Annotated in this window: 22 protein-coding genes; 15 read left to right on the forward strand and 7 right to left on the reverse strand. The window is 64.3% G+C overall.

What is annotated here, in order from left to right; all coding sequences use genetic code 11:
* Window positions 1-19: 19 nt before the first annotated feature.
* Genes GGR40_RS06155 through GGR40_RS06165 form a run of 3 tightly spaced genes read left to right on the forward strand, consistent with a single transcriptional unit; the run spans window position 20 to window position 2,171 of the window.
* Entirely contained in the window at window positions 20-610 is a 591-nt protein-coding gene (locus tag GGR40_RS06155; protein WP_429275332.1) for an ureidoglycolate lyase, read from the forward strand.
* Window positions 611-612: 2 nt separating this feature from the next.
* Window positions 613-969 carry a hypothetical protein gene (locus tag GGR40_RS06160; RefSeq protein ID WP_429275333.1) on the forward strand — a complete coding sequence of 119 codons (357 nt, stop codon included), beginning with the start codon at window positions 613-615 and terminating at the stop codon, window positions 967-969.
* Window positions 970-986: 17 nt separating this feature from the next.
* Complete coding sequence (locus tag GGR40_RS06165; RefSeq protein ID WP_429275334.1) at window positions 987-2,171, forward strand: class I SAM-dependent methyltransferase; 1,185 nt, start codon at window positions 987-989, stop codon at window positions 2,169-2,171.
* A gap of 43 nt (window positions 2,172-2,214) precedes the next feature.
* On the opposite strand, the gene GGR40_RS06170 is transcribed toward GGR40_RS06165, so the two are convergent.
* The 3 genes from GGR40_RS06170 to GGR40_RS06180 form a co-directional block, all read right to left on the reverse strand.
* Window positions 2,215-3,240, reverse strand: coding sequence for a DUF1838 family protein (locus GGR40_RS06170; RefSeq protein ID WP_429275335.1), 1,026 nt, complete (start codon window positions 3,238-3,240; stop codon window positions 2,215-2,217).
* Between the two features lie 154 nt (window positions 3,241-3,394).
* Window positions 3,395-4,327 carry a LysR family transcriptional regulator gene (locus GGR40_RS06175; protein WP_429275336.1) on the reverse strand — a complete coding sequence of 311 codons (933 nt, stop codon included), beginning with the start codon at window positions 4,325-4,327 and terminating at the stop codon, window positions 3,395-3,397.
* Between the two features lie 71 nt (window positions 4,328-4,398).
* The gene (locus tag GGR40_RS06180; protein WP_429275337.1) at window positions 4,399-4,923 is read right to left on the reverse strand and encodes a DUF3598 domain-containing protein; all 525 of its coding nucleotides are present in this window, start codon (window positions 4,921-4,923) and stop codon (window positions 4,399-4,401) included.
* A 216-nt stretch (window positions 4,924-5,139) separates the two neighbouring features.
* Between GGR40_RS06180 and GGR40_RS06185 the strand changes: the two genes are divergently transcribed.
* Entirely contained in the window at window positions 5,140-6,585 is a 1,446-nt protein-coding gene (locus tag GGR40_RS06185; protein WP_429275338.1) for a flavin monoamine oxidase family protein, read from the forward strand.
* A gap of 50 nt (window positions 6,586-6,635) precedes the next feature.
* On the opposite strand, the gene GGR40_RS06190 is transcribed toward GGR40_RS06185, so the two are convergent.
* Complete coding sequence (locus tag GGR40_RS06190) at window positions 6,636-7,658, reverse strand: alpha/beta fold hydrolase (protein WP_429275339.1); 1,023 nt, start codon at window positions 7,656-7,658, stop codon at window positions 6,636-6,638.
* 155 nt (window positions 7,659-7,813) lie between these two features.
* Window positions 7,814-9,019 (reverse strand): FAD-dependent oxidoreductase, encoded by a 1,206-nt coding sequence (locus tag GGR40_RS06195; protein WP_429275340.1) that lies wholly within the window; start codon window positions 9,017-9,019, stop codon window positions 7,814-7,816.
* 410 nt (window positions 9,020-9,429) lie between these two features.
* Between GGR40_RS06195 and GGR40_RS06200 the strand changes: the two genes are divergently transcribed.
* Window positions 9,430-10,863 (forward strand): aldehyde dehydrogenase family protein, encoded by a 1,434-nt coding sequence (locus GGR40_RS06200; protein WP_429275600.1) that lies wholly within the window; start codon window positions 9,430-9,432, stop codon window positions 10,861-10,863.
* Window positions 10,864-10,987: 124 nt separating this feature from the next.
* Here the strand turns inward: GGR40_RS06200 and GGR40_RS06205 are convergent, their stop codons facing one another.
* Window positions 10,988-13,114, reverse strand: coding sequence for a TonB-dependent receptor (locus GGR40_RS06205; protein ID WP_429275341.1), 2,127 nt, complete (start codon window positions 13,112-13,114; stop codon window positions 10,988-10,990).
* 340 nt (window positions 13,115-13,454) lie between these two features.
* On the opposite strand from GGR40_RS06205, the gene GGR40_RS06210 reads away from it, so the two are divergent.
* The 4 genes from GGR40_RS06210 to GGR40_RS06225 are packed head-to-tail and all read left to right on the forward strand — an operon-like array spanning window position 13,455 to window position 17,393.
* Window positions 13,455-14,666, forward strand: a complete 1,212-nt coding sequence (locus GGR40_RS06210) for a class I SAM-dependent methyltransferase (protein ID WP_429275342.1) — start codon at window positions 13,455-13,457, stop codon at window positions 14,664-14,666.
* A gap of 23 nt (window positions 14,667-14,689) precedes the next feature.
* A complete protein-coding gene (locus tag GGR40_RS06215) occupies window positions 14,690-15,025 on the forward strand; it encodes a hypothetical protein (protein ID WP_429275343.1) in 336 nt (111 codons plus the stop codon).
* Window positions 15,026-15,033: 8 nt separating this feature from the next.
* Window positions 15,034-16,593 (forward strand): FAD-binding oxidoreductase, encoded by a 1,560-nt coding sequence (locus GGR40_RS06220; protein WP_429275344.1) that lies wholly within the window; start codon window positions 15,034-15,036, stop codon window positions 16,591-16,593.
* The gene (locus GGR40_RS06225; RefSeq protein ID WP_429275345.1) at window positions 16,590-17,393 is read left to right on the forward strand and encodes an alpha/beta fold hydrolase; all 804 of its coding nucleotides are present in this window, start codon (window positions 16,590-16,592) and stop codon (window positions 17,391-17,393) included. The genes GGR40_RS06220 and GGR40_RS06225 overlap by 4 nt, the downstream gene beginning before the upstream one ends.
* On the opposite strand, the gene GGR40_RS06230 is transcribed toward GGR40_RS06225, so the two are convergent.
* Entirely contained in the window at window positions 17,384-17,890 is a 507-nt protein-coding gene (locus GGR40_RS06230; protein WP_429275346.1) for a VOC family protein, read from the reverse strand. The genes GGR40_RS06225 and GGR40_RS06230 overlap by 10 nt on opposite strands.
* 219 nt (window positions 17,891-18,109) lie before the next feature.
* Here GGR40_RS06230 and GGR40_RS06235 point away from each other — a divergent pair, with 219 nt between their 5' ends.
* The 6 genes from GGR40_RS06235 to GGR40_RS06260 all read left to right on the forward strand — a co-directional run bounded on the left by GGR40_RS06235 (window position 18,110) and on the right by GGR40_RS06260 (window position 23,911).
* Window positions 18,110-18,871, forward strand: coding sequence for a maleate cis-trans isomerase family protein (locus GGR40_RS06235; RefSeq protein ID WP_429275347.1), 762 nt, complete (start codon window positions 18,110-18,112; stop codon window positions 18,869-18,871).
* 87 nt (window positions 18,872-18,958) lie between these two features.
* Window positions 18,959-19,876 carry a polysaccharide deacetylase family protein gene (locus GGR40_RS06240; RefSeq protein ID WP_429275348.1) on the forward strand — a complete coding sequence of 306 codons (918 nt, stop codon included), beginning with the start codon at window positions 18,959-18,961 and terminating at the stop codon, window positions 19,874-19,876.
* Complete coding sequence (locus tag GGR40_RS06245; protein ID WP_429275349.1) at window positions 19,876-21,039, forward strand: FAD-dependent monooxygenase; 1,164 nt, start codon at window positions 19,876-19,878, stop codon at window positions 21,037-21,039. The genes GGR40_RS06240 and GGR40_RS06245 overlap by 1 nt, the downstream gene beginning before the upstream one ends.
* A 1-nt stretch (window position 21,040) precedes the next feature.
* The gene (locus tag GGR40_RS06250; RefSeq protein WP_429275350.1) at window positions 21,041-22,552 is read left to right on the forward strand and encodes an aldehyde dehydrogenase family protein; all 1,512 of its coding nucleotides are present in this window, start codon (window positions 21,041-21,043) and stop codon (window positions 22,550-22,552) included.
* Window positions 22,552-23,268, forward strand: coding sequence for a hypothetical protein (locus GGR40_RS06255; protein ID WP_429275351.1), 717 nt, complete (start codon window positions 22,552-22,554; stop codon window positions 23,266-23,268). The genes GGR40_RS06250 and GGR40_RS06255 overlap by 1 nt, the downstream gene beginning before the upstream one ends.
* A gap of 124 nt (window positions 23,269-23,392) precedes the next feature.
* Window positions 23,393-23,911 (forward strand): RNA polymerase sigma factor, encoded by a 519-nt coding sequence (locus GGR40_RS06260; protein WP_429275352.1) that lies wholly within the window; start codon window positions 23,393-23,395, stop codon window positions 23,909-23,911.
* The last annotated feature ends 61 nt before the right edge of the window (window positions 23,912-23,972 follow it).

Raw genomic sequence — 23,972 nt, forward strand, 5'->3', positions numbered from 1 at the left:
GGCAGAGGGAATGACAGGGATGACACAGAACAGCCGGGACACCGGCGAATTGACGATAATCCGGCTGAACGTCGAACCGGCGAGCGCTGAGGCGCTTGCGCCGTTCGGCGCGATCATCGGGCGAGAGGCGCCGGTCCAGCCGGTGTCGGTGGACTTCTACAAGGGCGCGGTGAAGATGAGCTATCCGGCGCGCTTCCTGTGCGAGCACCCGGTGGAGATCACCCTTGCACAGATGGATCGCCGCCCCGGCGAAGTGCGCTACATGGAGCGGCATTTCCAGCACACGCAGGCATTCCTGCCGCTGGGGGGCAAGCCCTTCATCGCCGTCATGGCGCCGCCCGGCGAAGGCGATCTGCCCGACCTGTCGCAAGTGCGCGCCTTTCGGTTCGATGGCAGCGCCGGCTTTGCGATGCATCTGGGGACGTGGCACGAATTTCCCTTTGCGGAAGAGGACGGCACCGATCTTGTGGTGATCCTGTCCAGCCAGACCGGCTACGACCTCAAGGGCAAGGACGCGCAGACCGAGGAGGCCCATGGGCCGGACCTCGACAAGAAGGACATCGTGGCCCGCACCGGCCACGTCTTCCGTTTCGACACCGGAGTGAACTGACGATGGCAGAGCGCATCAATCTGGACCGCAAGGCCCATTCCAAGGGCAGCCAGCCGGTCATCTTTGAAAGCGAGACGATCGACGCGCTGGCCGGCATGGTGCTGGCCCTGCTGGGCGAAGTGGTGGTGCTGAAGGACCGGCTCGACGCGAACGAGCGGCTTCTGGCGGCAGCGGGCTTGCATGGCCCGGCCGACATAGACACCTTCGCACCCGACGCACAGACCAAGGCGGAACGCAGCGCCTATCGTCAGGCGATCTACGACCGCGTGCTCGGCTCCGCCCGCGACAAGCTGATGCCCGAAGCGCTGGCGCAGCAGAACGACTACGAAGGCGTGCTCGACGCCGTGACCCGCGACTGAAACGCGAGGAGGATATTATGGAACAGTACCGTCAGGAACACTTCGGCCACGCGGTGATGCCGCAGGCCACGCATGACGAGCAGGCGATGGAGGATCACTTCCTTGCCATGCGCGCCTGGACCAACCGCAACATGGACCCGCTCGACCGGCGGCTGCTGGACGAAGTGGTCGTCCCCGCGATCGAGAAGAAGACCGGCGCGAAGCCCACTTCCAGCACGCAGGTACGCCAGGCACTGGAAGCGCATCCTTTGCACAAGTACTGGCTGACGCTGTCGCTGACCTATCAGGATCGTATCTGGCAGACCCTGGACGGTTCGATCGACCGCCAGTACGACGAACTGGCCGCAAGGGTGAAGGAGCAGGTTGCGCAGCCCGCAGGATCGTTGCGCCTGAATCCCGACCTTGTGATTCCGCGCTATATCTCGGCCTTCGACCATCACCGGATGCCGGGCAGCTACGTGGTCGATACCGCGCAGGACGATTTCCGCGCCGGCGCGCTCTACGACCGGTTCGCATCGACTTACTTGCGCAACCTCAACGGCGGTTGGAAGAACGACGGGCGCGGGCACAGTCTGGCCAGCCATGTGCAGGATTTCTATCCCGGCTTCGCGCCGAAGCGGATTCTGGACCTCGGCTGTTCGGTGGGCCACTCCACGGTGGCCATCGCGCAGGCTTTCCCGGGTGCGGAAGTCTTTGCGCTCGATGTCGGCGCGCCGATGCTGCGGTACGGCCATGCTCGCGCCGAGGCGATGGGCGTGCCGATCCACTTCAGCCAGCAGAACGCCGAAGAGACCGACTTCGCCGACGGCAGCTTCGATCTCGTCTGCTCCTCGGCGGTAATGCACGAAACATCGGCCAAGGGGATGCGCGCCATCTTCAGGGAATGCCACCGCCTGCTGCGTGATGGAGGCGTGATGTGTCACGTCGATGTGCCGCCGCGCCATGAACACCTGTCGCTCTGGGACCAGATGCGCTGCGATTTCGAGAGCCACTACAACAACGAGCCGTTCATGACGTCGCTGGCGCGGATCGATTGGCACAAGGTGGCGGTGGATGCCGGATTCGACGGGGATCAGGTGCTGGTCGGCTACCGCAAGGGCACGTCGTACCTGAAGCCGGACCGGGAGGACTTCTTCACCGAAGGCCACCCGCAAGGCCATTCGATGATCGGCAGCTGGTACGCCTGTTCTGCCGTGAAGTGACAAGGAAGAAGGGGGAGCGTTCGTCACGCTCCCCCCGATTGCTTCAGCCCAGCTTCGTCGGCGCCGCGGGCGGCTGCGGCGGGGTCCAGCCTGCCGGCACCGGCGCCGGCTTCTGTTCGCGCGCGTAGTTCTCAAGGCTCGACAGCGAAGGGCCGTAGTCCTCGGTTGGCGCATGCAGCCACTTTTCGTCCATCGCCCGCGCGGCGGCAACCAGATCCTGCGGCAGTTCGGCAATGCCGCCCGGCAGCGTCTGGAACGTGGTGAAGTACGTGATGTGGCCGGGTGCCTGGCCCATCAGCATCCACGGCAGCCACGGCGTCATCCGGGTCCATGCGCCGATGTGCGGGATGTGTGTCAGGTTGGGGTTCTCCACGTCGGCGCGCTTCACGGTATAGATGAAGTGCTCCGAAACACGGTTCATCACGCCCGAAGATTCGCGCGGCCACTTGTCGGGCTGCAGCGCGTTCGGGTAGATCATGTCGATATCGGTGTTGACGATCAGGGTGCCTTCGGGCCCCTCCATCCAGTCCATCAGGAACGGCTTGGGCGCAGCCGTCGTTTTCTGCAGGCCGCCGTAGCTTGGAAGGTCGGGCACGCGGTCGCTGATGGTGAAGTTGAACGGGTCGTTGGCGATCGGCACGACCTTGACCTTCTCGCCGGTATAGGGATTGTCCCAAGTTTCCAGCAGCTTGCCGGTTTCGACGTCGCGATAGAACACGATTTCGCGCAGCATGCGGCGCCAGCTGCCGTCTTCCAGCCGCTTCAGGCGCGTGAAGCTGAACCCTTCGGCGATGAACAGCGGGCGGATCTTTTCGTTGTCGCGGACGCCGAAGGCCTTCCCGCGGAGCCAGCCACACTTTTCCCTGGTCGGATCGACGTCGCCGTCGATCCGGGCGTAGGTGTCGCGGTTCCAGACGGGATCCTTGAAATCCACTTTGGTGCGGAAATCGAGGCGCGAGGCGGCGCTCTGCTTCGATGCGGCAACGGCGGCTGCGGGAAGCGCCGCCACGCCTGCGGCGATCGCCGCCAGGCCAAGACCTTCGCGGCGGGTTAGCTTGATATTCGACATGGGCTGGTCACTCCAGTTTTCGGCAAGACGCCCGAAGGGCCTTGTGCGGTCATCGGGATGGATGATGTGCCGGTCCGCGTCGATCAGTTCGGCACGAATGATCGCCAGACAGATATGACGGATCGGCGATCACATTTGTTGATCATGCTGGTCTTCACGGCGCGCTAGTTGCATCGCGATTGCGCAAGGGTTCGAAAGCGGATTGGGCAAGGATCGCGCGCAGAGCGGCGCAGGCGCTCGTCTCGAAATTCTCCGCCATGCTGACGAAGCCGAACGGGGCGGCGGTCACTTCCGTGCCCGGCAGCCTGCGCAAGGTTCCGTCCGCCAGTTCACCGGCGACACGCTCGTCCGCGATCAGGCCGATGAAGTCCCCGCTCAGCACCAGCAGGCGGATGACTTCCATCGACGCGGTACGCACGCTCTTGCGGGCGACATCGCGGCCTGCCGATGCCATGATCGAAATGATGTCGTTGCTGCCGGGAAAGGCGCCGACGATTGCGGTGTCGAACTCCACCCAGCGATAGGCCGGGATCGGGTCGCCCGCTGCGATCGCATCGAACACCGGATGCCCTGCTGCAGCGACCACCGAGTAATTGAGGGTGCCGACCGGCTCTGTCACCAGAGTGCCGCCGTGATCGTCATCGGCGGGAAGTGCGCAGCATGCGAAATCGACTTCGCCTTGCTGCAGGCGAGTGAGCAGCTGGGAGCTGTATCCTTCCAGGACGCGCAGTGTCGTGGTGGGATAGCGTTCGGAAAACTCGGCCAGGCAACGGGCGAAGGCATCGGTCAGCAGGATCGAATGGACGCCCAGGTTGATCGTCTGGTTGTGCGCGCTGTCCGCCACTTCGTCCAGGATGCGCTCCTGTTCGCGGAAGATCAGGCGGGCGCGGCGGACAAGGCGGTCGCACAGCGGCGTCGGGCGGATGCCGCGCGGGCCCCGCTCGAACAGGCGGCCGTTCAGCGTCTCTTCCAGCTGGTGCATGCTCCATGTCAGCGCCGGCTGGGAAATGCCCAGATCCCGCGCCGCCTGCCGGAAGCTGCCCGCTTCGTAGATCGCCACCATGCGTTGCAGTTTGACCAGGTCCATGTGCACCATCAGCTTTCGATATGCCACCAGCGGCGCGGCCCGTGTTCGGGACCCCGCCGCTGTCGATGCGCTCAGTTCTGCGGCGCGCCGGTGTCTTCGAAATTGCGCCAGTCGCGCGTCACGAGTCTTTCGTCGATCAGTGTACGCTGGTAGCATTCGCCATCGCGGAACCACTGCCAGGTGCGGGCGCGCTTGGTGAAATCCTCGTTCACCTGGATCATCTCGTAGAGGTAGATCCCCGGCTCGTCGTGACGAGTCCAGTTCAGGCAGGTGGAGCGGTTGAAGTCGTCCGGCTGCATCGCGGCGGCCCAGCCCTTGATCAGGTCGTTGTCCCAGCGGATGCGACCGTCTTCGTACCACGCGGGGAAGTCACGCACATCGACGCGGCCGTCTTCCCAGAAGTAGTGGTTGGTCTGGTGGTATTCCTCGTGACCCGGTTCGCCGGTCAGGCGGCAGAACAGGCGAGAGCGGTGCTGGTCGGTCAGTTCACCGGTATGCGCATCGTAATAGCGATACCAGCCTTCCCACACGCCTTCGTTATTGCACAGCAAAGGCATGGCTTCCCGAATGCCGGGTTGCGAGACCTTGTTCACCATCGACGCCACTCCAAAAGATGTTTGAGGGTTTTACGGGAAGACTTCCTCCCGTTGATCGGCCCATGGGTAATTGCGACGCCCGGCGACGCGAGTCCTTTGGCCGGGATTGATCGCAGTTCGGTCAGATTGATCGCTGCGCTGCCCGTCAGATCACCGCCGTGGCATCGATGACGGCATTGTTGATCAAGACCAGGCAAATCGAGGAGTCCCCACGCCATGACTATCGACAGGCGCAGCTTCACTCTTGGCATGGCGGGTGCCGGTCTCGCGTCCCTGCTGCCGTTGAAGGCCTTGGCTGCGACACCCGCCAGCAAGGCGAAGCCGCTGGATGTTCTGGTGCTGGGCGCGGGCGTTTCCGGCCTTCAGGCGGCGTGGATGCTGGAGGAACAGGGTCTGAAGGTTGCCGTCCTGGAAGGGCGGCAGCGGGTCGGCGGTCGAGTGATGACCCTGCTTGACGAACCGGGCTATCCCGAAATGGGCTTCAATTCGATGGGCGAGGGGTATGGTCGCGGCATCGACGCCGCCCAGCGGGCGGGACTGACGCTGGAGGACGTGGGCAGCCGTTACCGTGCCGGCAAGCCGCCGCTGCTGTGGATGGATGGCAAGCCACTGACCAGAGAGGAATGGGCGCGCCATCCCGGCAACCCGTTCCCGGATTCGCTGAAATCGGTTCTGCCTGGCGAACTGGTCAACCGGCTGATCGCCGAACGCAATCCGCTGAAGGACTGGAACGCGTGGATCGATCCCGCCAGCGCGCCGCTCGATGTGCCGTTGCACGACTTCCTGCGCGCGCAAGGGCTGTCCGATCCGGCCATTCGCCTCGCGAACGATGTGTCGCCTTATTACGGCACGAGTTCATGGGACGTCTCTGCGCTCATGCTGGAGTTCAACGATGGCTTCGTGAAGGCGCAGATCGAAGCAGGCCCCAAATCGTTCGCTGTGAAGGGCGGCAACCTGCACCTGCCGATGGGTATGGCGAAGCTGCTGAAAGGCGACGTCATCTTTGGCAAGGAAATCGTCGCGATCGAGACGACCGACAGCGGCGCGACGGTGTATTGCCGCGATGGTTCCAGCTTCACCGCAGGACGGGTGATCTGCTCGCTGCCGTTCTCCACGCTGCGGCATGTGAAGATCATGCCGGGGCTTGCGGGCGTGCAGGCAGAGGCCGTGTCGCAGATCGCATATCAACCGCTGTCCATCGCGTTCCTGACGGCGACGGCGCCGTTCTGGGAAGAGGACGAGCTGTCCGCTGCAATGTGGACCGATGGTCTGGCGGGAACCGTCATTCCGCAGCATTTCGGTTCCACACCCGAGGAGGTGACCGGCCTGCTGGTGCAGGCGCGCGGCAGCCTTGCCAACTACTGGGACCGGCTGGGACGGGATCGGGCGCTGGCGATGATCGTGTCGCAGATCGAAGCGATGCGGCCCGCCGCCAAGGGCAAGCTGGCCGCGCGCAGCTATTTCAGCTGGTCGCAGGAAACCTTCAACGCGGGCGACTGGGCGTACTTCGGGCCGGGGCAGGTTTCCCGGCTCGTGCCGGACATGGCCAAGCCGGCCGGTCGCCTGCACTTCTGCGGAGAGCATACCGCCACCGGCGCCCGCGGTCTGGAAGGGGCGCTGGAATCGGCAGAGCGCGTGGCGCTGGAAGTTCTGGAGGCGTAACGTCACCCACTGCCGGTCCACGAGCCTGTCGAGGACCGGCAGATGACTTGTCAGTGATCGGCTTGCGCGGGCAGATTCGGTGTCCCCGCCTCGACATAGGCGGCGAGCAACTGCGCGAAGCGTTCGGGCACTTCAAGCGGCGGATAATGGCCGACGTCGGGCATGATCACGCGTGAGATCTGCGTGCTCTTCAGGTAGCGTGCGATCGCATTGGCAGCGGACTCGGGCAGCAGGTGATCGGCGCCGCCCCAGATCAGGAACGTGGGCTGGCGCACCTTGGCCATCTCGACAGACGCCTGCTTGCCATCACCGATCCGCGCGACGAGGGCAACAAGGTTCTTTTCAGGGACGCGGCGATAGAAATCGTAGTATTCGCGCCGCGTCTGCTGCGATATGCGGGTTGCGTCGCCTGCGAAGTAGCTGAGGAACTCGTTCCAGAACGCCTGGTCGCGAAAGCCGGTCTGCTTCGATCGATCAACCGCGTCGGTAAAGGATTTGGGCATCACCAGATGGCTGGTGTCCACCGGGTCCGACGGCGTGTTCGACAGGATCAGCCGCTCCACCAGATCGGGCCGCCGCGCGGCCAGGTACATACCCATGGTGCCGCCGCTGGACACGCCTACGAACGTCACCTTGCTTACGCCGAGGCGGGTCAGCAGCTGGACGGGAATGTCTGTGGGTTGCAGGGCTTTGACAGCCGCGTCCGTCGCCCCGTCCGAAAGGCCGTACCCCGGAATGTCGTAGCGCACGATGCGATAGCGTTTCTTCAGCGCCAGCGCGATGCGGTCCCAGGTGCGCAGGCTGCTTTCGGAACCGTGGACCATGAACAGCACGGGCGCGTTGCGGGGGCCTTCGTCCTTGTAATGGATCTTCAGCCCGCCGATCTCGGCATAGCGGCTTTGCGCGTCGGCATACTTGCGGCGCAGTTCCTCAATCGTGAGGTAGGGGTGGGCCGCGGTCGCCTGCGAGGAAGCCGGGTTCCGGGCGGCGTCCTGGGCCATCGCAACCGGCGAAACGCTTGCCGCAAGGATCGCGGCGGGAATGGCGAGCAGGCGAATGCGTGGCAGGGTCATATCCTCACCTTCGTTATCAGGGTTCCATGGACTTTATCGACCCCCGGCCCAAAGTCCGCCGGATCGCGGCCGTTATCCGACTGGTGGGCGATCCGGACGCAGAAAACCCTGGCGAACGAGTTATCCGCCGGGGCTTCATGCTGCGTGAAGATGGGTCAGGCTATCGCTGCCGCCTTCTCCAGACTGCGGAACATCGCCTGCTGCACGATGTATTCGTGGCGCAGGTCGGCGTCTGCCTCAAGCTTCGCCAGATGCGCCTCTCGGGCGTCCACCTTGTCTTCGACTGCTGCCTTGTTGGCGATGGTCTGGGCCTGCACGAAATCGCGCGTGACCGTGCGGCGCTGGCGATCGTAAAGTGAAAGCTGCGCGTCGGCATCCGCGCCGTCCAGTATGACGCGGCTCAGTTTCTCGACCAGGTTAATCGCGTCATGAATGCCCGAATTCATGCCGAAGCCGCCCAGCGGGTTGTTGAGATGCGCTGAATCGCCTGCCAGCATGATGCGTCCCTGCCGGAAGCTGTTCGCCACCCGCTGGTGAACGCGATAGCAGGTCCGGTGCTCCGTCTGAACGAGCGTGTTGACGCCCAGCAGTTCGGCGAAGACAGCATCCTTGGCGGCATCACTGGTGACCTCGGCTGTCGTCGCGCCCGACTTCTGCGGCACCAGCACGCGCCACAGGCCCGGGACCTTCAGAAGGACGCACCAGAACGGATCGCCGCTGACGTAATTGACCTCCTTCACCCAGGGAAGATGCTCTTCGATGGGGTAGGCGGTCGACAGCGTCAGGAAAGTCTCGTCGTAAGTGAACCCGTCGAAGCCGATGCCCATCCACTTGCGCACGGTTGAGTTGCCGCCGTCCGCGCCGATCAGATAATCGGCGTGGAACAGCTTGATGTCGAAAGGCGTCTCCACCGACACCTGAACCCCGTTGGCGCCCTGCACGCAGTTGGCGACCTGGTGGGAGAACAGCACTTCGGCGTTCGGCATCTCGGCCAGCTTGGCGGCGATCAGCCGGGTCAGCTTCCACTGTTCGCACTGGAGGCGGTAAGGGTACGGCGTGACATCGCCGATCTCGCCCATGTCCAGCGAATAGGAGCGCCCGCTGTTGCGGTTGCTGTACTGGTACAACGGGGCGCGAAGGCCCTGCTCCTCCAGCGTGGCGCGAAGGCCCAGCGTCTCCATCATCTCCAGCGTCGGCGGATGGAAGGTGGAGGCGCGCATGTCTTCAAGGCATGTCGGCGCGCTTTCGAGCACGCGGACGGAAATCCCCTGCAGGGCCAGAGCGTAAGCGGCCACCATGCCCACCGGGCCGCCACCGGCGACCAGTACCTGCGAGCGTGAATTGTCTAGTGGAAGCAGCAAGGCATCCCCCCGATGAGTAAATACATGCCAGGTGAGGTCGCCAGACGCGGCCGCGGCATGCGCGACTGCGAGAAGACCGTCCCCCAGTGAACTGAAAAACGACGTGTCGGACGGTGCATCGTCACCCGGAAACTGCCCCTTGGTTCTTGCGAACACCCGGCTCCGGACGGCGTGCGGTCCGCATTCGGCATAGGCGAGTTTCCCGGCGGGCGATCCGGCGATCGCGCCTGTGTTCGCGCTGCGATCACTCGGCCTTGATCGCGCCTTTCGGATGGGGGCATGTGGCACAAAGCACGACAGGGAACCTTGGCCGCCTTTCGGCCGCAATAAGTGGAATGATGATGTTACTTGCACCCAAGCCCCAGAGTTCCGCCGTTTCCGCGTTGCTTGACGCACCGAAGGCCGCCCGGATGCTGATCGGCGGGCAGTGGGTGGATTCGGCGGATGGCGCCGTCGTCGAGACGCTCGACCCGGCAAGCGGAAAGATCATCGGTACGATTCCGGATGCATCCGCTGCCGATGTCGATGCGGCAGTGGCCGCCGCGCGCGCCGCGCAGGCCGGCTGGGCGGCGACGCCGCCGGCAGAGCGCGCACGCATCCTGTGGAAGATCGCCGACCTCATCGAAGCCAACATCGACGAACTGTCTGAGCTGGAAGCGCTGGATCAGGGCAAGCCGCTTTACGTCGCGCGCTGGGCGGAGATTCCCGGCGCCGTCGGCCAGTTCCGGTTCTTCGCCGGGCAGGCGATGGCGATCGAGGGGCAGACCATCACCCCGTCGATCACCTATCAGCCGAAGGGTAAGGAAATGCGCGCCTGGACCGTGCGCGAAGCGGTAGGCGTGGTCGCGGCGATCGTGCCATGGAATTCGCCCATCGTGCTGACTGCCATGAAGCTCGCACCAGCCTTCGCCGCCGGCTGTGCCGTCGTGCTCAAGCCTGCCGAGGATACTTCACTCTCCGCGATTCGCCTGGGTGAACTGATCCAGGAAGCTGGTCTGCCGGACGGCGTATTCAACGTCATCACCGGACGCGGCGCCGTGTCCGGCGCGGCGCTGGCGGCGCATCCTGACGTCGACAAGGTGGCCTTCACCGGCAGCACGGCGACGGGCCGCGCGATTCTCGATGCGTCGAAGGGGAACCTCAAGCGCGTCAGCCTTGAACTGGGCGGCAAGTCGCCGGTGGTGATCATGGGCGATGCCGACCTCGATCTGGCCATTCCTGGCGCCGCCAACGCGATCTTCTTCAATGCGGGGCAGGTCTGCGTTGCGGGATCGCGGGCTTATGTCCATGCGTCTGTCTACGACCGCGTGGTGGAAGGACTGGCCGCCTATGCGGGCGGGCTACAGCTGGGGCATGGCCTTGATCCGGCGACGCAGATGGGCCCGCTGGTCAACGCCCGGCAGGCGGAGCGCGTCAGCGGCTTCATCGCCGGCGCGCGCGAAGAAGGCGCAGCGATCGTTGCCGGCGGTGAGCGGCTAGGGCCGGCGGGCACGTTCATCAGCCCGACGGTGGTAGCGAACGTCACCCCCGCCATGGAGATCGTGCGCGAGGAAGTCTTTGGCCCGGTACTGGCGCTTCAGAAGTTCGATGACGTTGACGAAGTCGTCGCCATGGCGAATGACAGCGTCTACGGCCTTGCAGCCAGCGTATGGACCGAATCGCTGTCGCACGCGCACCGCCTGTCCTCGCGGATCAAGGCAGGTACGGTCTGGATCAACTGCCACTCCATGTACGATGCCAGCCTCCCGATCGGCGGCGTCAAGCAGTCCGGCTATGGCCGCGACAGCGGGCGAGAGGCGCTGGAGAACTACCTCGAAACCAAGACGATCTGCGCCGTGGTGTAATCCGGCATCGGCTTGGCATTTCTTCGATCCGATCACGCAAAAAGGCCCGGCAGGAGAAATCCCGCCGGGCCTTCAAGTCTGAGGGTGGTCCGGGCACCGTTGCCGGTGCCCGTTCCGGTAAAGATCAGAAGCTGTAGCGCGCGGTCGCCAGCACGGTGCGCGGGTCGGTCATGAAGCGCGGGTTGATGACGGAGAAGCCGAAGCCCGTCTGCCAGTTGATCTGGTTGAACAGGTTCTTGCCCGCCACCTGGAACTGCCACGGCCCGACATCGTATCCAACGTAGGCATTGACGATCTGGGTGGACGTGACCGCGCCGATGGGGGCATTGTCCGCAGTCGAGAAATAGGCGTCGCGGAAGTTCGCATCTGCGCCGAACTTGAACCGGCCCGACCCGAGATCGAAGTTGTAGTCGAAGCCGATGGTCGCCTGATAGTCCGGCAGGAACGGCGGCGTGTTGCCTGCAAGCGAGGCGGATGCCGGGACGTTGCGGTACTTGCCGTCGTTGAGGGCGCCGTTGCCCCAGATCTGGAGGCCGGTGACCGGCTTCCACGCGATCTCCGCTTCCAGACCCTTCACCGTCATGTTGTAGTTTTCGATGATGAAGCCGCCGTCGCCCAGGCTGATCGATTCCTGCCGATCCTTGATCTTGTTGACGAAGCCCGACAGCGCGACGCGCAGGGTGCTGCCAAGGTCCGCCTTGATGCCCACCTCGTAAGCATCGGTCGTCTGCGGGCGGAACGCGGCGGCAAGCTGCGCGGCGGTGGAAGCCAGGCCGTTGTACCCCCCCGACTTGAAGCCGACGCTGTACGATCCGTAAAGCAGCACGTCCTGGCTTGGCTTGAAGTTGATGCCCAGCTTGGGCGTGAACTTCTTGTAGTGATCGCGGCTGATCGCCGGAACGCCCGCGATGTCGGCGTTGAGCGACTTGTCCTCCAGCGTGTACCGTCCGCCTGCGATCAGCGCCAGTTGATCGGTGACGTTGAAGGTCAGCTGGCCATAGCCGGCCCAGGCGTCGGTCCTGGCGTAGAAGTTCGTGGTGGACGGCGCGAAGAACACGGTCGAGGTCATCACCTGCCGCCCGGTTTCATGGAAATAGTACAGCCCGGCAACGTAGTCGATGAGGCCATCGGCCAGCGAACCTGCGGCGTTCGTCTCCTGACTGAACTGCCACTGGCTGGAGTCGCTGTCGCGTATGAACAGGGCGACGGGCGTGGTGCCGGGCGCGCCGATCATCTCGGGATATACACCGCCCGAGAAATCCTGGATCCAGAAGTCGTCCATCTCGGAATAGCCGGTGATGGAAGTGAGCGTACCGCCGGGGTAATCGGCGGTCAGGTGCAGCGATCCGCCCTTCTGCTTGACCCGCGTGTCCGATGGAACCGGCGAAAGCACCGTGCGGTAGGAGCCGGAAAGCGGCACGATCTTGCCCTGACCGTTGGTGACGGTGTTGACCGACCACTGACCGTCGGAATTGAGATCCAGATAGTAGAGGTTCAGCCGGCCGGTGACCGCATCGCCCTTGTAGGCAAGGTCGAACTGGCCGCCGCCGAACCGTTCCTTGCCGACCTTGCGGTCCAGCGTGGCATTGTACTGGCGGCCACCGTCACGGGCGCGGACGATGCCGTTGAAGGATGCGGCCCACTTGCCGTCCTTGCTCAGCGGGACCGAGATGTAGCCCTTCAGGCGGCGCTCGTTCCAGGTGCCGTAGCCGGCCTGGACGTTGCCCGTGAAGTGATCGGCAGGCTGCTTGGTGATGATGTTGATCGCACCGGCCGACGCATTGCGGCCATAAAGCACGCCTTGCGGGCCGCGCAGCACTTCGATCCGCTCGATCTCGGCGAAGTCCATCAGCGCCCCCTGCATACGGGCGTTGTAGATGTCGTTCACGTAGAGCGCGACTTCGGCTTCGGACATGACGTAGCCGCCGTCGGTACCGCCACCGCCGCGGATATAGGCCTTGAGGCCGGCGGAGCCGCCGGTCACACCGTCCAGCTTGAGGTTGGGGACAAGGCGGGCGACGTCGGTTGGCGCCAGAACCTGCCGGGTTTGAATTTCCTCCGAGGTGATCGCCGTGACGCTGATCGGCACGTCCTGCAGGCGCTGGTCGGTGCGCTGGGCGGAGACGATGATGTCGCCAAAGCCGTTGGCCTCGTCGTCTGCGCTGCGCGCCGCGTCCTGTGCGGCCGCCACCGTCGGCAGGCAGGCGATCGCGGTGGCAAGCAGCAGACCCTTGGAAAATACCGTGTTCATGATGTGAAACGACCCTCGTGCATGATTTGCTCTGACCCTGATCCGACTTGCTGCCCGTCGTTTAACGATGCTGTCGCATTTGCCGGATAAGGGGAAGCTGTCGGCGATCAGATCGCCCTGCAATGCTGCGCCGCAAAATGTCCGCAGAACGATAACTTCCCGTCATCGGCCTATAAGCCTTGGACTTCCACAAGGCGGACCACGCCAGCGGCGTAGGGAACCGGGGGGCACTTGCTTTGTCCGAACAGTGGAGATTCCACTTTCGCGGATGCATCATCGCTACCGGGGCTTATAGTCTGGGCTGATACGTCTTCAGGCACAGCGCTTCAGGGATAGCCACATGCTCAACACCTTTCAGCAGCAGCTTCATGCGATGTTGCCCACCCCAACCTCGGAAGAGGCATCGCGTCAGGAATTTGCGAAAAGCCTGAAGCACTTCATCCAGCAGGGCCTGCTGCCGGGCCTCCATCCGATCTACACGGGCCGTGCATCCGCGCGGTTCGAGAAGGAAGCGGGCCGTGCTCCGGTGGATCGCCACGATATTCGCAAGGCGATGGTGCCGGACAACTACTTTCGCCATTACGCGGCCGTGAACCGCATCAGCCAGGAACTGCTGTGGGACAGCGTGATCGATTCGATCGAGCGCGAGGAAGAGAGCCTGAAGGCCGCCGCTGCGGCGAATTCGGCGCGCAACAAGGGTGAACTGCGCATCCCCGAAGGCTTCGAGGTGCCGCGCTATGTCTCCTCGCTCGACATTCACTGCATGCCGGGCGGCTATGCGGGCGGCCCGGAAGATGCGGAGGAGGTGTCTCTCGGCGTCCTCTACGATCGCGGCGTCTACCTCTATTCGATGGGCTACACCGGGCCATTTAACGACGACATGGGCCGCTCGGTGGTGAACTACCTCAAGCGCAACATGCCGGACTTCAAGCCCAAGCGTATCCTCGACCTGGGCTGCACGGTGGGCCATTCCACCCTACCGTACAAGGAACTGTTCCCCGAAGCCGAGATCTGGGGCGTGGATGTCGGCGGACCGATGGTGCGCTATGCCCATGCCCGCGCCGGTGCGATGGGGCTGGACGTCAACTTCGCACAGATGAACGCGGAAAGAACCGAGTTCGAGGATGCGTCCTTCGACCTCGTCGTCAGCCACATCCTGCTGCACGAAACCAGCGGCAAGGCGATGCCCCGCGTGTTCGAGGAATGCTTTCGCGTGCTGAAGCCGGGCGGCCTGATGATCCATGCCGATCTCCCCCCGTTCGACCTGATGGACCCGTTCACGCAGTTCATCCTCGACAACGAGACGTACTACAACAACGAGCCGTTCTGGGGCGCCATGCGCGACATGGACCAGGTGCAACTGGCGACCAGGGCGGGCTTCGATCCGGCCAGCATCCGTTTCGACACCGCGCCGATGGCCGTGATGGAATATGCGGGCGCCGGGTACACCGAAGAATCCGCCGCCGACGTCGCCGAGCGTGAATTCACCGCGGGCGAGTTCGCACCCGGCGGTGGCTGGGAAGTCCTGATCGCCCAAAAGCCGGCTGCCTGACCCCTTAGGAACGAGAGACAGACATGAAGCGCGATTCACGGGGCAAGCGGCCCCAGTTCTATCAGGATCCTGCCCTCGACCAGATGATGGGCATGATCATGGTCCTTGCCGGCGAAGTGTCGGTACTGGCCGACCAGCTCGACTCCACACAGCGCGTGCTGGCCAACCACAATATCGACGCGCGGGCCGAAGTCGACGCGCTGGTCCTCGACGACGCGGCGCTGGAAGCCCGCGAGGCACGCCGCCAGGCGATGCTTGAGCGGATGTTCTACCTCGTGCGCAAGGAGGCGTCCGAGGCGGCGGGCAAGGAAACCACGGAGGGGTATATCGCCACTCTCGGCGCGATCGCGGAAGGGTAAGCGATACGATGAGCGTGAACGCGAGCGCGCTGGCGAACATCGTCGGCGCGGACAACCTTGTCACCGATCCGGCGAAGGTCGCCTACTTCGCCACCGACGTCTACCGCGCGCAGGCCTTGCCGGGCGCAGTGGCCCGGCCGGGCACGGTGGAGGAACTGCAGGCCGTGGTGCGGCAGGCGGCTGCGGCGCAGGTGCCGTTCACGGTGCGGGGCGGCGGGGCGTCCTACACCGATGGCTACAACGCGGCGGATGCATCGCATCTGCTCATCGACCTCAGCCGCCTGAACCGCATTGTCGAGATCGACGCGTTCAACGGTTACGTCACCGTCGAGGCGGGCGTGACGTGGCTGCAGTTGTCGGACGCTCTGGCAGCACAGGGACTGCGCACGCCGTTTCGCGGCCCGTTTTCTGGCATTGCGGCAACGATCGGCGGCTCCATGTCGCAGAACTCGATCAGCCACGGTTCGGGGGCATGGGGCATTTCGGCGGAATCGGCGCTGGCGTTCGACGTGGTTCTGGCGGACGGAAGCCTGCTGCGCACAGGCACCGGCGCGCTGGGCGAGAAGCCGTTCGGTCGTCATGCCGGGCCGGACCTGACCGGACTGTTCACCGGCGACTGCGGGGTGTTCGGCCTGAAGGCGCGGATCACGCTGCCCCTGCTGCGGCACAAGCCTGCGCACCGTGTGCTGTCGTTCGCCTTCGCCGAGTTCGGGCAGATGCACGAGTCGATGCGGCGGATCGCGATGGAGCGGGTCGAAGATTCGCACTTCGCCCTCGACGCCGCGCTGTCGCAGGGCCAGATTGCCAAGCAGGAACGCGCGGGCGGTCAGTTGGCGATGGCCATGTCGATCGTGAAAAGCTCGCCCTCGGTCTTTGCGGGCGTGAAGCAGGTCGTGGCGGCGGGCATTCTGGCGCGTCGGCAGATTTCGGCATCGAACTTCATGACGCACTACATCGTCGAGGGGTTCGACGATGCCGAGTGCCGCGCCAGGCTGCAGCGACTGCGCGACCTGACGGCCGGCCTCGGCCGGGAGATCGTTGCGACGGTGCCTTCGGTGGTGCGCGGCATGCCCTTTGCGCCGCTGTTCAACACGCTGGGGCCCGGTGGAGAGCGCTGGGTGCCGCTGCATGGCGTCATGGCGCACGACCGCGTTCAGGGCTTCCACGATGCGCTCCAGCGCTTCTATGCCGAGCGCGCCGCCGACATGAAGCAGCACGGCGTGTGGGGCGGCGGCATGTACTCCACCGTGGGGTCCAGCGGCTTCCTCTACGAGATCGCGTTGTACTGGCCTGACGAACAGACTGCCTATCATGCGGAATCGGTGCCTGCCGACTATCTGGCCAGCCTGCCGAAGTTTCCGGCGAACCCCGCGGCCCGTGAGTATGTCCACCGTCTCAAGGGCGAGCTGGTCGATCTCTACGACGCGCATGGGGCGCTGCATTTCCAGCTGGGCCGCGCATACCCCTATGCCGCACGTCTGGAGGCTGAGCCCAAGGCACTGGTCGCCGCGATCAAGGCGGCGCTCGACCCGCAGCGCCTGATCGGACCGGGCGTTCTGGGCCTGTGACCCGCAGCACCGTCCGCAAGTCCTACGTGGACCTTGCGGACGGCCAGTTGCATGTACGCGAGGTTGCCGGCAGCGAGCCCGCGATAGTGTTCCTGCATCAAACCGCGTGTTCGGCGCAAAGCTACGATCCGCTGCTGGCGGAACTGGATGTGCCTAACCGGCTGGTTGCAATCGACACGCCGGGGTTCGGGGGCAGCTTCGACCCTTCGGGCTGGCCAAGTCTGGCGAACTATGCAGCGTGGATTCTGGAAGGGATCGACGCGCTGGGCACCCGGCAGTTCCACGTCTTCGGGCACCATACGGGCTCCAGTCTGGCTGTATATCTGGCGGCGCATCATCCGCAGCGCGTCCTGTCGATCATGCTGGCGGGCGCCGAATTGCTGACGCCCGAGGAGCGTCGCCAATTCCGCGAAAGCCATGGCGAGCCGATTGCCCCGCAGCGCGACGGATCGCATCTGCAGGTCAACTGGAACTATGCGGCGGGCTACAACGAAGGCGTTCCGGCAGAGATCATCCATGACGAAGTCGTGTCCATGCTGCGCGCCTGGAAGGCCCGGCCCCAGGCCTACCGCGCCGTAGCGGCGTCCGATACGCCTGCACTTGCCGCCGGGTTGACGGTGCCCGTGCTGCTGTTGACGTCGCCGGACGATTATTTCCACGCTGAACTGGACCGGGCGAAAGCCACCTTTCCCGGTGCCGCTATCGCCACGACCGGCGGGGCCAACTTTCAGCCGACCGCCGACCCCGAGGGCGTGGCGCGGGCCGTGGAGGCGTTTCTGGCGGCGTTACCTCAGGCATAGTCCAGCTCGGGGCGGGTGCGTTCCTGCTGCGCTGGGTCGGTTTCGACAAGGTTGATCAGCACGCCGTCGCAATCGCGGATACACACTTCCAGCTGCGAACGGTGCTCCATCGCGAAGACCTGCGGTTCGGGTGCCCAGGTGGCGCCCAATGCCCGCAGCCGCTCCATCGTTCCGTCCATGTCGGTAACGTAGAAGACCAGCGCCACCTCGCCGATCCGGGCGGGTCCGGTGGCAACGGGGATCGCCTCTTCGGTCGTCCCGTCTGCCAGCTTGAACAGCCCGATCATGCCGTAGTTGGGTCCGGCCCGTTTCACGATGCGGATCTCGAAGGGGCGGGGGTCGTCGAAGCCCAGTATGGCCGTGGCGGAAGGGTGGCTCAGGCAGCCTTCGAAGTACGTCTCGGTCAGGCCGATGGCGCGATAGAAGGCGCTCGCCCGGTCAAGGTCGCGCACGAATATGGTGGCACGCACCAGGGCGGAGGAGGGGTACGCGTTCATCGGCCTGCCTTTGCTCTATGTGGGCCGATAGTTCCCGCAATCGCCCCCGGCGGCGAGGCCGGGCCGTTCAATGGTCGTCAGGTGGAGACTGCGCCGGGTGCCGCCTTGCGGAAGGTCCGGTTCGGGCGCGATGAATGACGCCAAGCCAGCCTTCGATCGCAAGCGCGATTCCGCCGGGAAGGGGTCGCGGGGCCCCCCGGCTCTTGTGGGATACAGCCAATGACGGATTCTCTCGGTTACCGCATGAAGTTCGCGGTGGTCGCGCCTTCGACCAACACCAGCGTCGAGCCGGAATATGCGGACATGCGCCCGCGCGGCGTCACCAACCATTTCTCGCGCATCGCCATTCCCGACACCCGGGTTACCGACGACGATAGCTTCATGGTGATGCTGGAGAACATTCGCAGCGCCACGTTCGACGCGGTAGACGTTTCCATGTCGATGGAGCCGGGCTGCGTCATCATGGGCATGTCGGCGGAAACCTTCTGGGATGGCGCCGAGGGTGCCGAGCGCCTGCACCAGCGCATGCTGGAGCGGACCGGCGGTGTCCCGGTGATCATGGGTTCCACCGCGGTGGATGCCGCCATCAAGGCTTATGAAAAGGCGGACGGCAAGCCGATCCGCAACATCGGCATCCTGACCCCTTACGCCCCGGTGGGCGACGCCAACGTAAAGAAGTTCTTCGAGGACCAAGGCTACGAAGTGGTCCACATCAGGGGTCTGAAAAGCCCGTCGCCGATGCTGATCGCGCATGAAAGCAAGCAGACGTTGAAGCGCACCGCGATCGAGGTGAGCGAAGGAGTGGATGCGATCATTCAGGCCGGCACCAACCTCGCTTTCGCCGAAGTGGCCGCCGTCGCCGAGTTCTGGCTGGAGAAGCCCGTGATCGCGATCAACACGGCGACCTACTGGCACGCGCTCCGTTCGATGGGGTTCCCCGACCAGAAGGAAGGCTTTGGCCGCCTGCTTGCAGAATTCTGAGCACCCCGTTGCTTTTTGTGATGGTGGCCGGCGGGGCATGGGCAGCCTAAAGCCCTGTTCGGGCTGAGAGATTGGAATACGGAGTAGATGATGGAATACGATTACGTCCCGATGCCGCAGCGCAAGCCGCTTCAATGGCCGGACGGCAAGCGCGTGGCGCTGCTGATCACGTTCAATCTCGAAACCTGGGATCTGACAAAGGACACCGACAAGCCCTATTATGCGGGCGGCCCGGCTATCCTGCCCGATATCCTTCCTGGCAACACGCCCGATTTCCCGAACTACACCTGGCGCGAATATGGCCAGCGGGTGGGCATCTGGCGTCTGTTCGACCTGTTCGACGAACTGGGCGTCAAGGCCAGCTGCACGACCAACGCCGTCACGTTCGAGCGCCGCAAGGCGATGACCGACGCCGTGCTGGAGCGGGGCTGGGAACTGCTCACGCACAACTGGGAGCAGGGTGAACTGCTGACCAACTTCGCGCATGAGCCGGAGAAGGAGCGCGACATCATTCTGCGCTCGCTCGAACAGTTCGAGAAGTATACCGGCCGCAAGTCGAAGGGCTGGCTATCCTCGTCGCTGCGCGGCACGATGCAGACCGCGGACATTCTCGCTGCGGAGGGCTGCACGTTCTACTGCGACATCATGAACGACGATCAACCTTATCTGCTGCGGACGCCGAACGGCCCTATCGTGTCCGTTCCCTATTCCAACGAAATCAACGATTTCACCTTCATCACGCGCAAGAACTTCACCACCGACCAGTTCCGCGATGCGCTGATCGAGGAGCTTGACGTGCTCTATGCCGAAGGCGCGAAGACCGGGCGCATCATGAACATCGGCCTGCACCCCCACGTCGCGGGCCGCGCTCACCGCGTGCGTGCCGTGCGCGAGTTCATCGAACACGCCAAGTCGCTCGACGGCGTGTGGTGGGCCACGCGCGAGGAAATCGCGGAGTGGTATCTCCAGAACCACGAAAGCCACATTCCCGGACAGCTGGGCTGATGGACCACGCAAAAGTCCTGATCGCGGGCGGCGGGATCGGCGGACTGACCGCTGCCATCGCTTTGCTACGCAAGGGGTTCGACGTCGAAGTCTTCGAAGGCGCGCGCAACTTCGGCGAAGTGGGGGCGGGGGTCACACTGGCCCCCAACGCCATGGCGGGCTTCCAGTATCTGGGCCTCGGCGCGAAGATCGAAGCGTCCGGCACGGAACCGGTGCGACAGGTCGTGCGGCACTGGCAGGACGGTCGCGTGCTCAAGACGCTGGAGCGCGGCACCGAGATGCGCGACAGGTATGGCGCGCCCTACCTCTACATGCACCGCGCCGATTTGCACGCAATCCTCGTGGAATCCGCGCAGGAACTGGGCGGCAGGCTGCATCTCGCCGCGCGCGTGGCAGAGGCGGGGCACGAGGGGCCGCAGGCATGGCTCCGGTTGGAAGATGGCGCGGTCCATCACGGCGATCTGGTCGTCGGCGCCGATGGTCTGAAAAGCGCCGTGCGTCGCAACTTCGAGGAAATCTCGGCGCATTTCACCGGGCATGTCGCATGGCGCGGCGTGGTGCCAGTGGATGACGAATTGCGCGATCTGGCGCAGAACCCCGGCAACTTCATCGGTGAAGAACGCATGGCGGTATGGTATCCGCTGCGCGGCGGTACCCAGATCAACCTGGTCTTCTTCGCGCGGGAGCAGGGCTGGACGGACGATGGCTGGACCATCCCGGCCACCCGTGACGAACTGCGCACCGTCTTCGACGGCTGGTGCCAGCCGGTGCGCTACATGATCGAGCATCTGGAGGAAGACCGCCTGTTCAAGTGGGCGATCAACGCCCGCTCGGCGCTGTCGACGTGGAACCAGGGCGGTTGCGTCACTCTGCTGGGCGACGCGGCGCATGCCATGACGCCGTTCCTGGGGCAGGGTGCGTCCTGCGCGATTGAGGACGCCGTCGTCCTGTCGCGCGCGATGGAGGCCAGCGCGACCGTGGCCGAGGCGATAGCCCGCTACGAAAAGGCCCGGATTGAGCATGCGACGTTCATTCAGGCGGAATCGAACGCCAACGCGGAACGTCTGCAGAGCAAGGATGCGGACAACTTCGGCAAGAAGGAAATCCGCAACGAGGAAACGCTGGGCCTGTTCGCCTACGATGCCGGCAAGGTGGAAGTATAAGATGACGCTGACCCCCTCCGACCTGCCCGTCGAACTGTCCGCCGCCACCTGGGGCGTGCTGCGCGGTGATTTCCCGTTGCTGATCGACGGGCGATTTGTCCCCGCTGCCAGCGGCGCGGCGCAGACCGCGCATGATCCGGCGACAGGGAAGGGACTTGCCACTTTCGCGATGGGCGATGCCGCCGATATCGACCTTGCCGCGAGGGCTGCGGCAAAGGCGTTCGCGGGTCCGTGGTCCCGCCTGTCGCACTTCGAACGCGCACGGCTGCTGCGCAAGCTGGCCGATCTGCTGGAGGCCAATGCTCAGCTACTGGGCGAACTGGAGGTGCTCGACAACGGCATGCCGATCTGGCTTGCCGGCATGACGGCGCGAAACAACGCCGAATTGTTCCACTATTATGCAGGCTGGGCCGAGCGGATCGAAGGCACCACCACAACCCCGCCGGCCCATGTTCTGGCCGCCGGGGAGGCGCTGACGTACACCCTGCGTGAGCCGGTGGGGGTCGTCGGCCAGATCGTGCCGTGGAACGTGCCCTTGGCGATGGCCTGCCTGAAGCTGGCGCCCGCGCTGGCGGCAGGCTGCACCGTCGTCCTCAAGCCTGCCGAAGAGACCCCGCTGACCGCCGTGGTTCTGGGGCGGCTGATCATGGAGGCAGGTTTTCCGGAAGGCGTCGTCAACATCGTCAACGGCGATGGCGCCACGGCGGGCGCGGCGCTGGTCAAGCATCCGCTTGTCTCGAAGATCTCGTTCACCGGGTCGACCGAAGTGGGCAAGCTGATCGTGCGGGAGTGCGCGGACGACCTCAAGAAGGTCAGCCTCGAACTGGGCGGAAAGTCGCCCGTCATCGTGTTTCCCGATGCCGACATGGAAAAGACCGTGCCGGGCGTGGCGATGGCCACCTTCTTCCTGCAGGGCCAGAACTGCATGGCGGGGACGCGCATCTTCGCCCATGCCGACATCTACGACGAGCTGCTTGAAGGCATGGCGGCGTTCACGTCATCGATGAAGATCGGCCACGGCCTGTCGCCCGACACGATGATCGGCCCGCTGATCTCGGCCACGCAGAAGGCGCGCGTGATGGACTTCGTCGACGAGGCGAAGGCCGGTCCGGCGCGCATCGTCACCGGCGGCAATGCCCTGGATGTGCCGGGCCATTTCGTGGAGCCGACGATCATCGCGGACACAACGCCCGACATGCGCGTCGTCCGCGAGGAAATCTTCGGCCCGGTGATGGCGGTCCAGCGCTTCGAAGGCGACGATCTGGACGCCATTGCTGCCCGTGCGAACGACAGCGACTTCGGGCTTTCGGGCAGCGTCTGGACGCAGAACCTGTCCACCGCGCATCGCATGGTGGCGCGTGTGCGATCAGGCCATATTTCGGTCAACACGCATGGCGCGGTCGGTTCCAACATCCCCTTCGGCGGGTTCAAGCAGTCGGGCTGGGGGCGTGAGTTCGGGCGCGAAGGCATGGATCTCTACCTTGAGACCAAAGCGGTCACGATCGCGCTCTGATGGCGTATCTGCGGCGGCACGCGGGGCGCATCGTCTATCATCACGCCGATGGGCCGCAGGGGGTGGAAGACTTTGGCATCGACGTGCGGGCCGATGGCCGCACGTTCCGCGCCTATTGCGAGATGGCCGAAGGTGCCTTGACCCGCGACGCTTCGTGGAGCCTCGATGCTGACTTGCGCCCGCTGGAAGGGCAAGTCCGTGTGGTCCAGCATGGGCACCTGATCGGCAGTTCGTGGTATCACTTCACGGATCAGGGGGTGCGTTGCGAGTCAGTGTCGGCCAGCCTTGGTCCCACCAGCAAGATCGTGGCTGGGCGGTTTGCATACCTTGGTCTTCATCCGCTGGTAGGTGATGGTGCAATCGCCCTTGCACGTGGAACCGATGTGCCAGGAATGGAGCGCACGATCCCGTCCATCACCTGCTCGTACGACGTGAACGGCGAAACCGAACTTGTGGCTTTGCCGATAGAGATAGGCGTCACGTATCTGGGGAAAGAGGACCTTGCGGTTCCCGCAGGGGTTTTTGCCGCTGACGCATACGAACTGAGCTGGCAGCCCCAGTGGCCATCAGCCCGATTATGGGTGCATGGCCAAGACGCCGTGTTTCTTCGCCTGACATGGGATCTTACAGGGCTCGATTGCCAGCTGGAGCATTATCGCGAGGCTACGGAGAGCACGAGCGCGTGGTTTGCGGGCGGCAGCCATGCTCACCGTTGAGTATGCTGTGGAGCATGCCCGCTCCACCACGCAGAACGGCATTGCAATCGGTTCGATGCCAAGCGGGCCGTCCGCGTAACGCGGACGATTGCATATTCCTCGCAATAGCGTTAGTCGCCCGCGTATGGGGGCCAACTCTGCCGTACTTGCCAGCCTTATCATAGCCGAGCGCGATGCTTTGCTGCGCCGGGTGGAGCGGCTTGTCGACAATCCTGCCGATGCGGAGGAAGTCGTTCAGTCCATGTGGCTGAAGGTGCAGAGCGTGGACGATGCGCGACCGATCCTCTCCAAACGGGCCTATCTGTTCCGGCTGGCGCGCAATCTTGCGCTCGATTTCAGACGGTCGCAGCAGCGGCGTGGTCGGCTGGTTGACGAAGTGCAGAATATCCTCACCGAAAGCGACGACGCGCCAGGTCAGGACCGCATCGTCGATTCAACACAAGTGCTGGAGCGTGTGCGCGCTGCTGCTCTGGCTTTGCCGGAACCGACCCGCACAATCTTCCGGCTCAACCGGTTCGAGGGGGAAAGCCAGCAGGCCATCGCCGTACGGCTGAAGGTCAGCACTACGACGGTCGAGAACCATATGCGGCGTGCTCTTGCTGCGTTGGCAGCGGCACGAGACGGGCGCGACCCGGAATCCTGAACGCGTAAAGGCGGGTATTCATAATTGACAGGTTGGGTGCCATCGCATCCCGCGCGTCTAA

It is taken from the genome of Novosphingobium gossypii (genome assembly GCF_050433305.1).
Classification (GTDB): domain Bacteria; phylum Pseudomonadota; class Alphaproteobacteria; order Sphingomonadales; family Sphingomonadaceae; genus Novosphingobium; species Novosphingobium gossypii.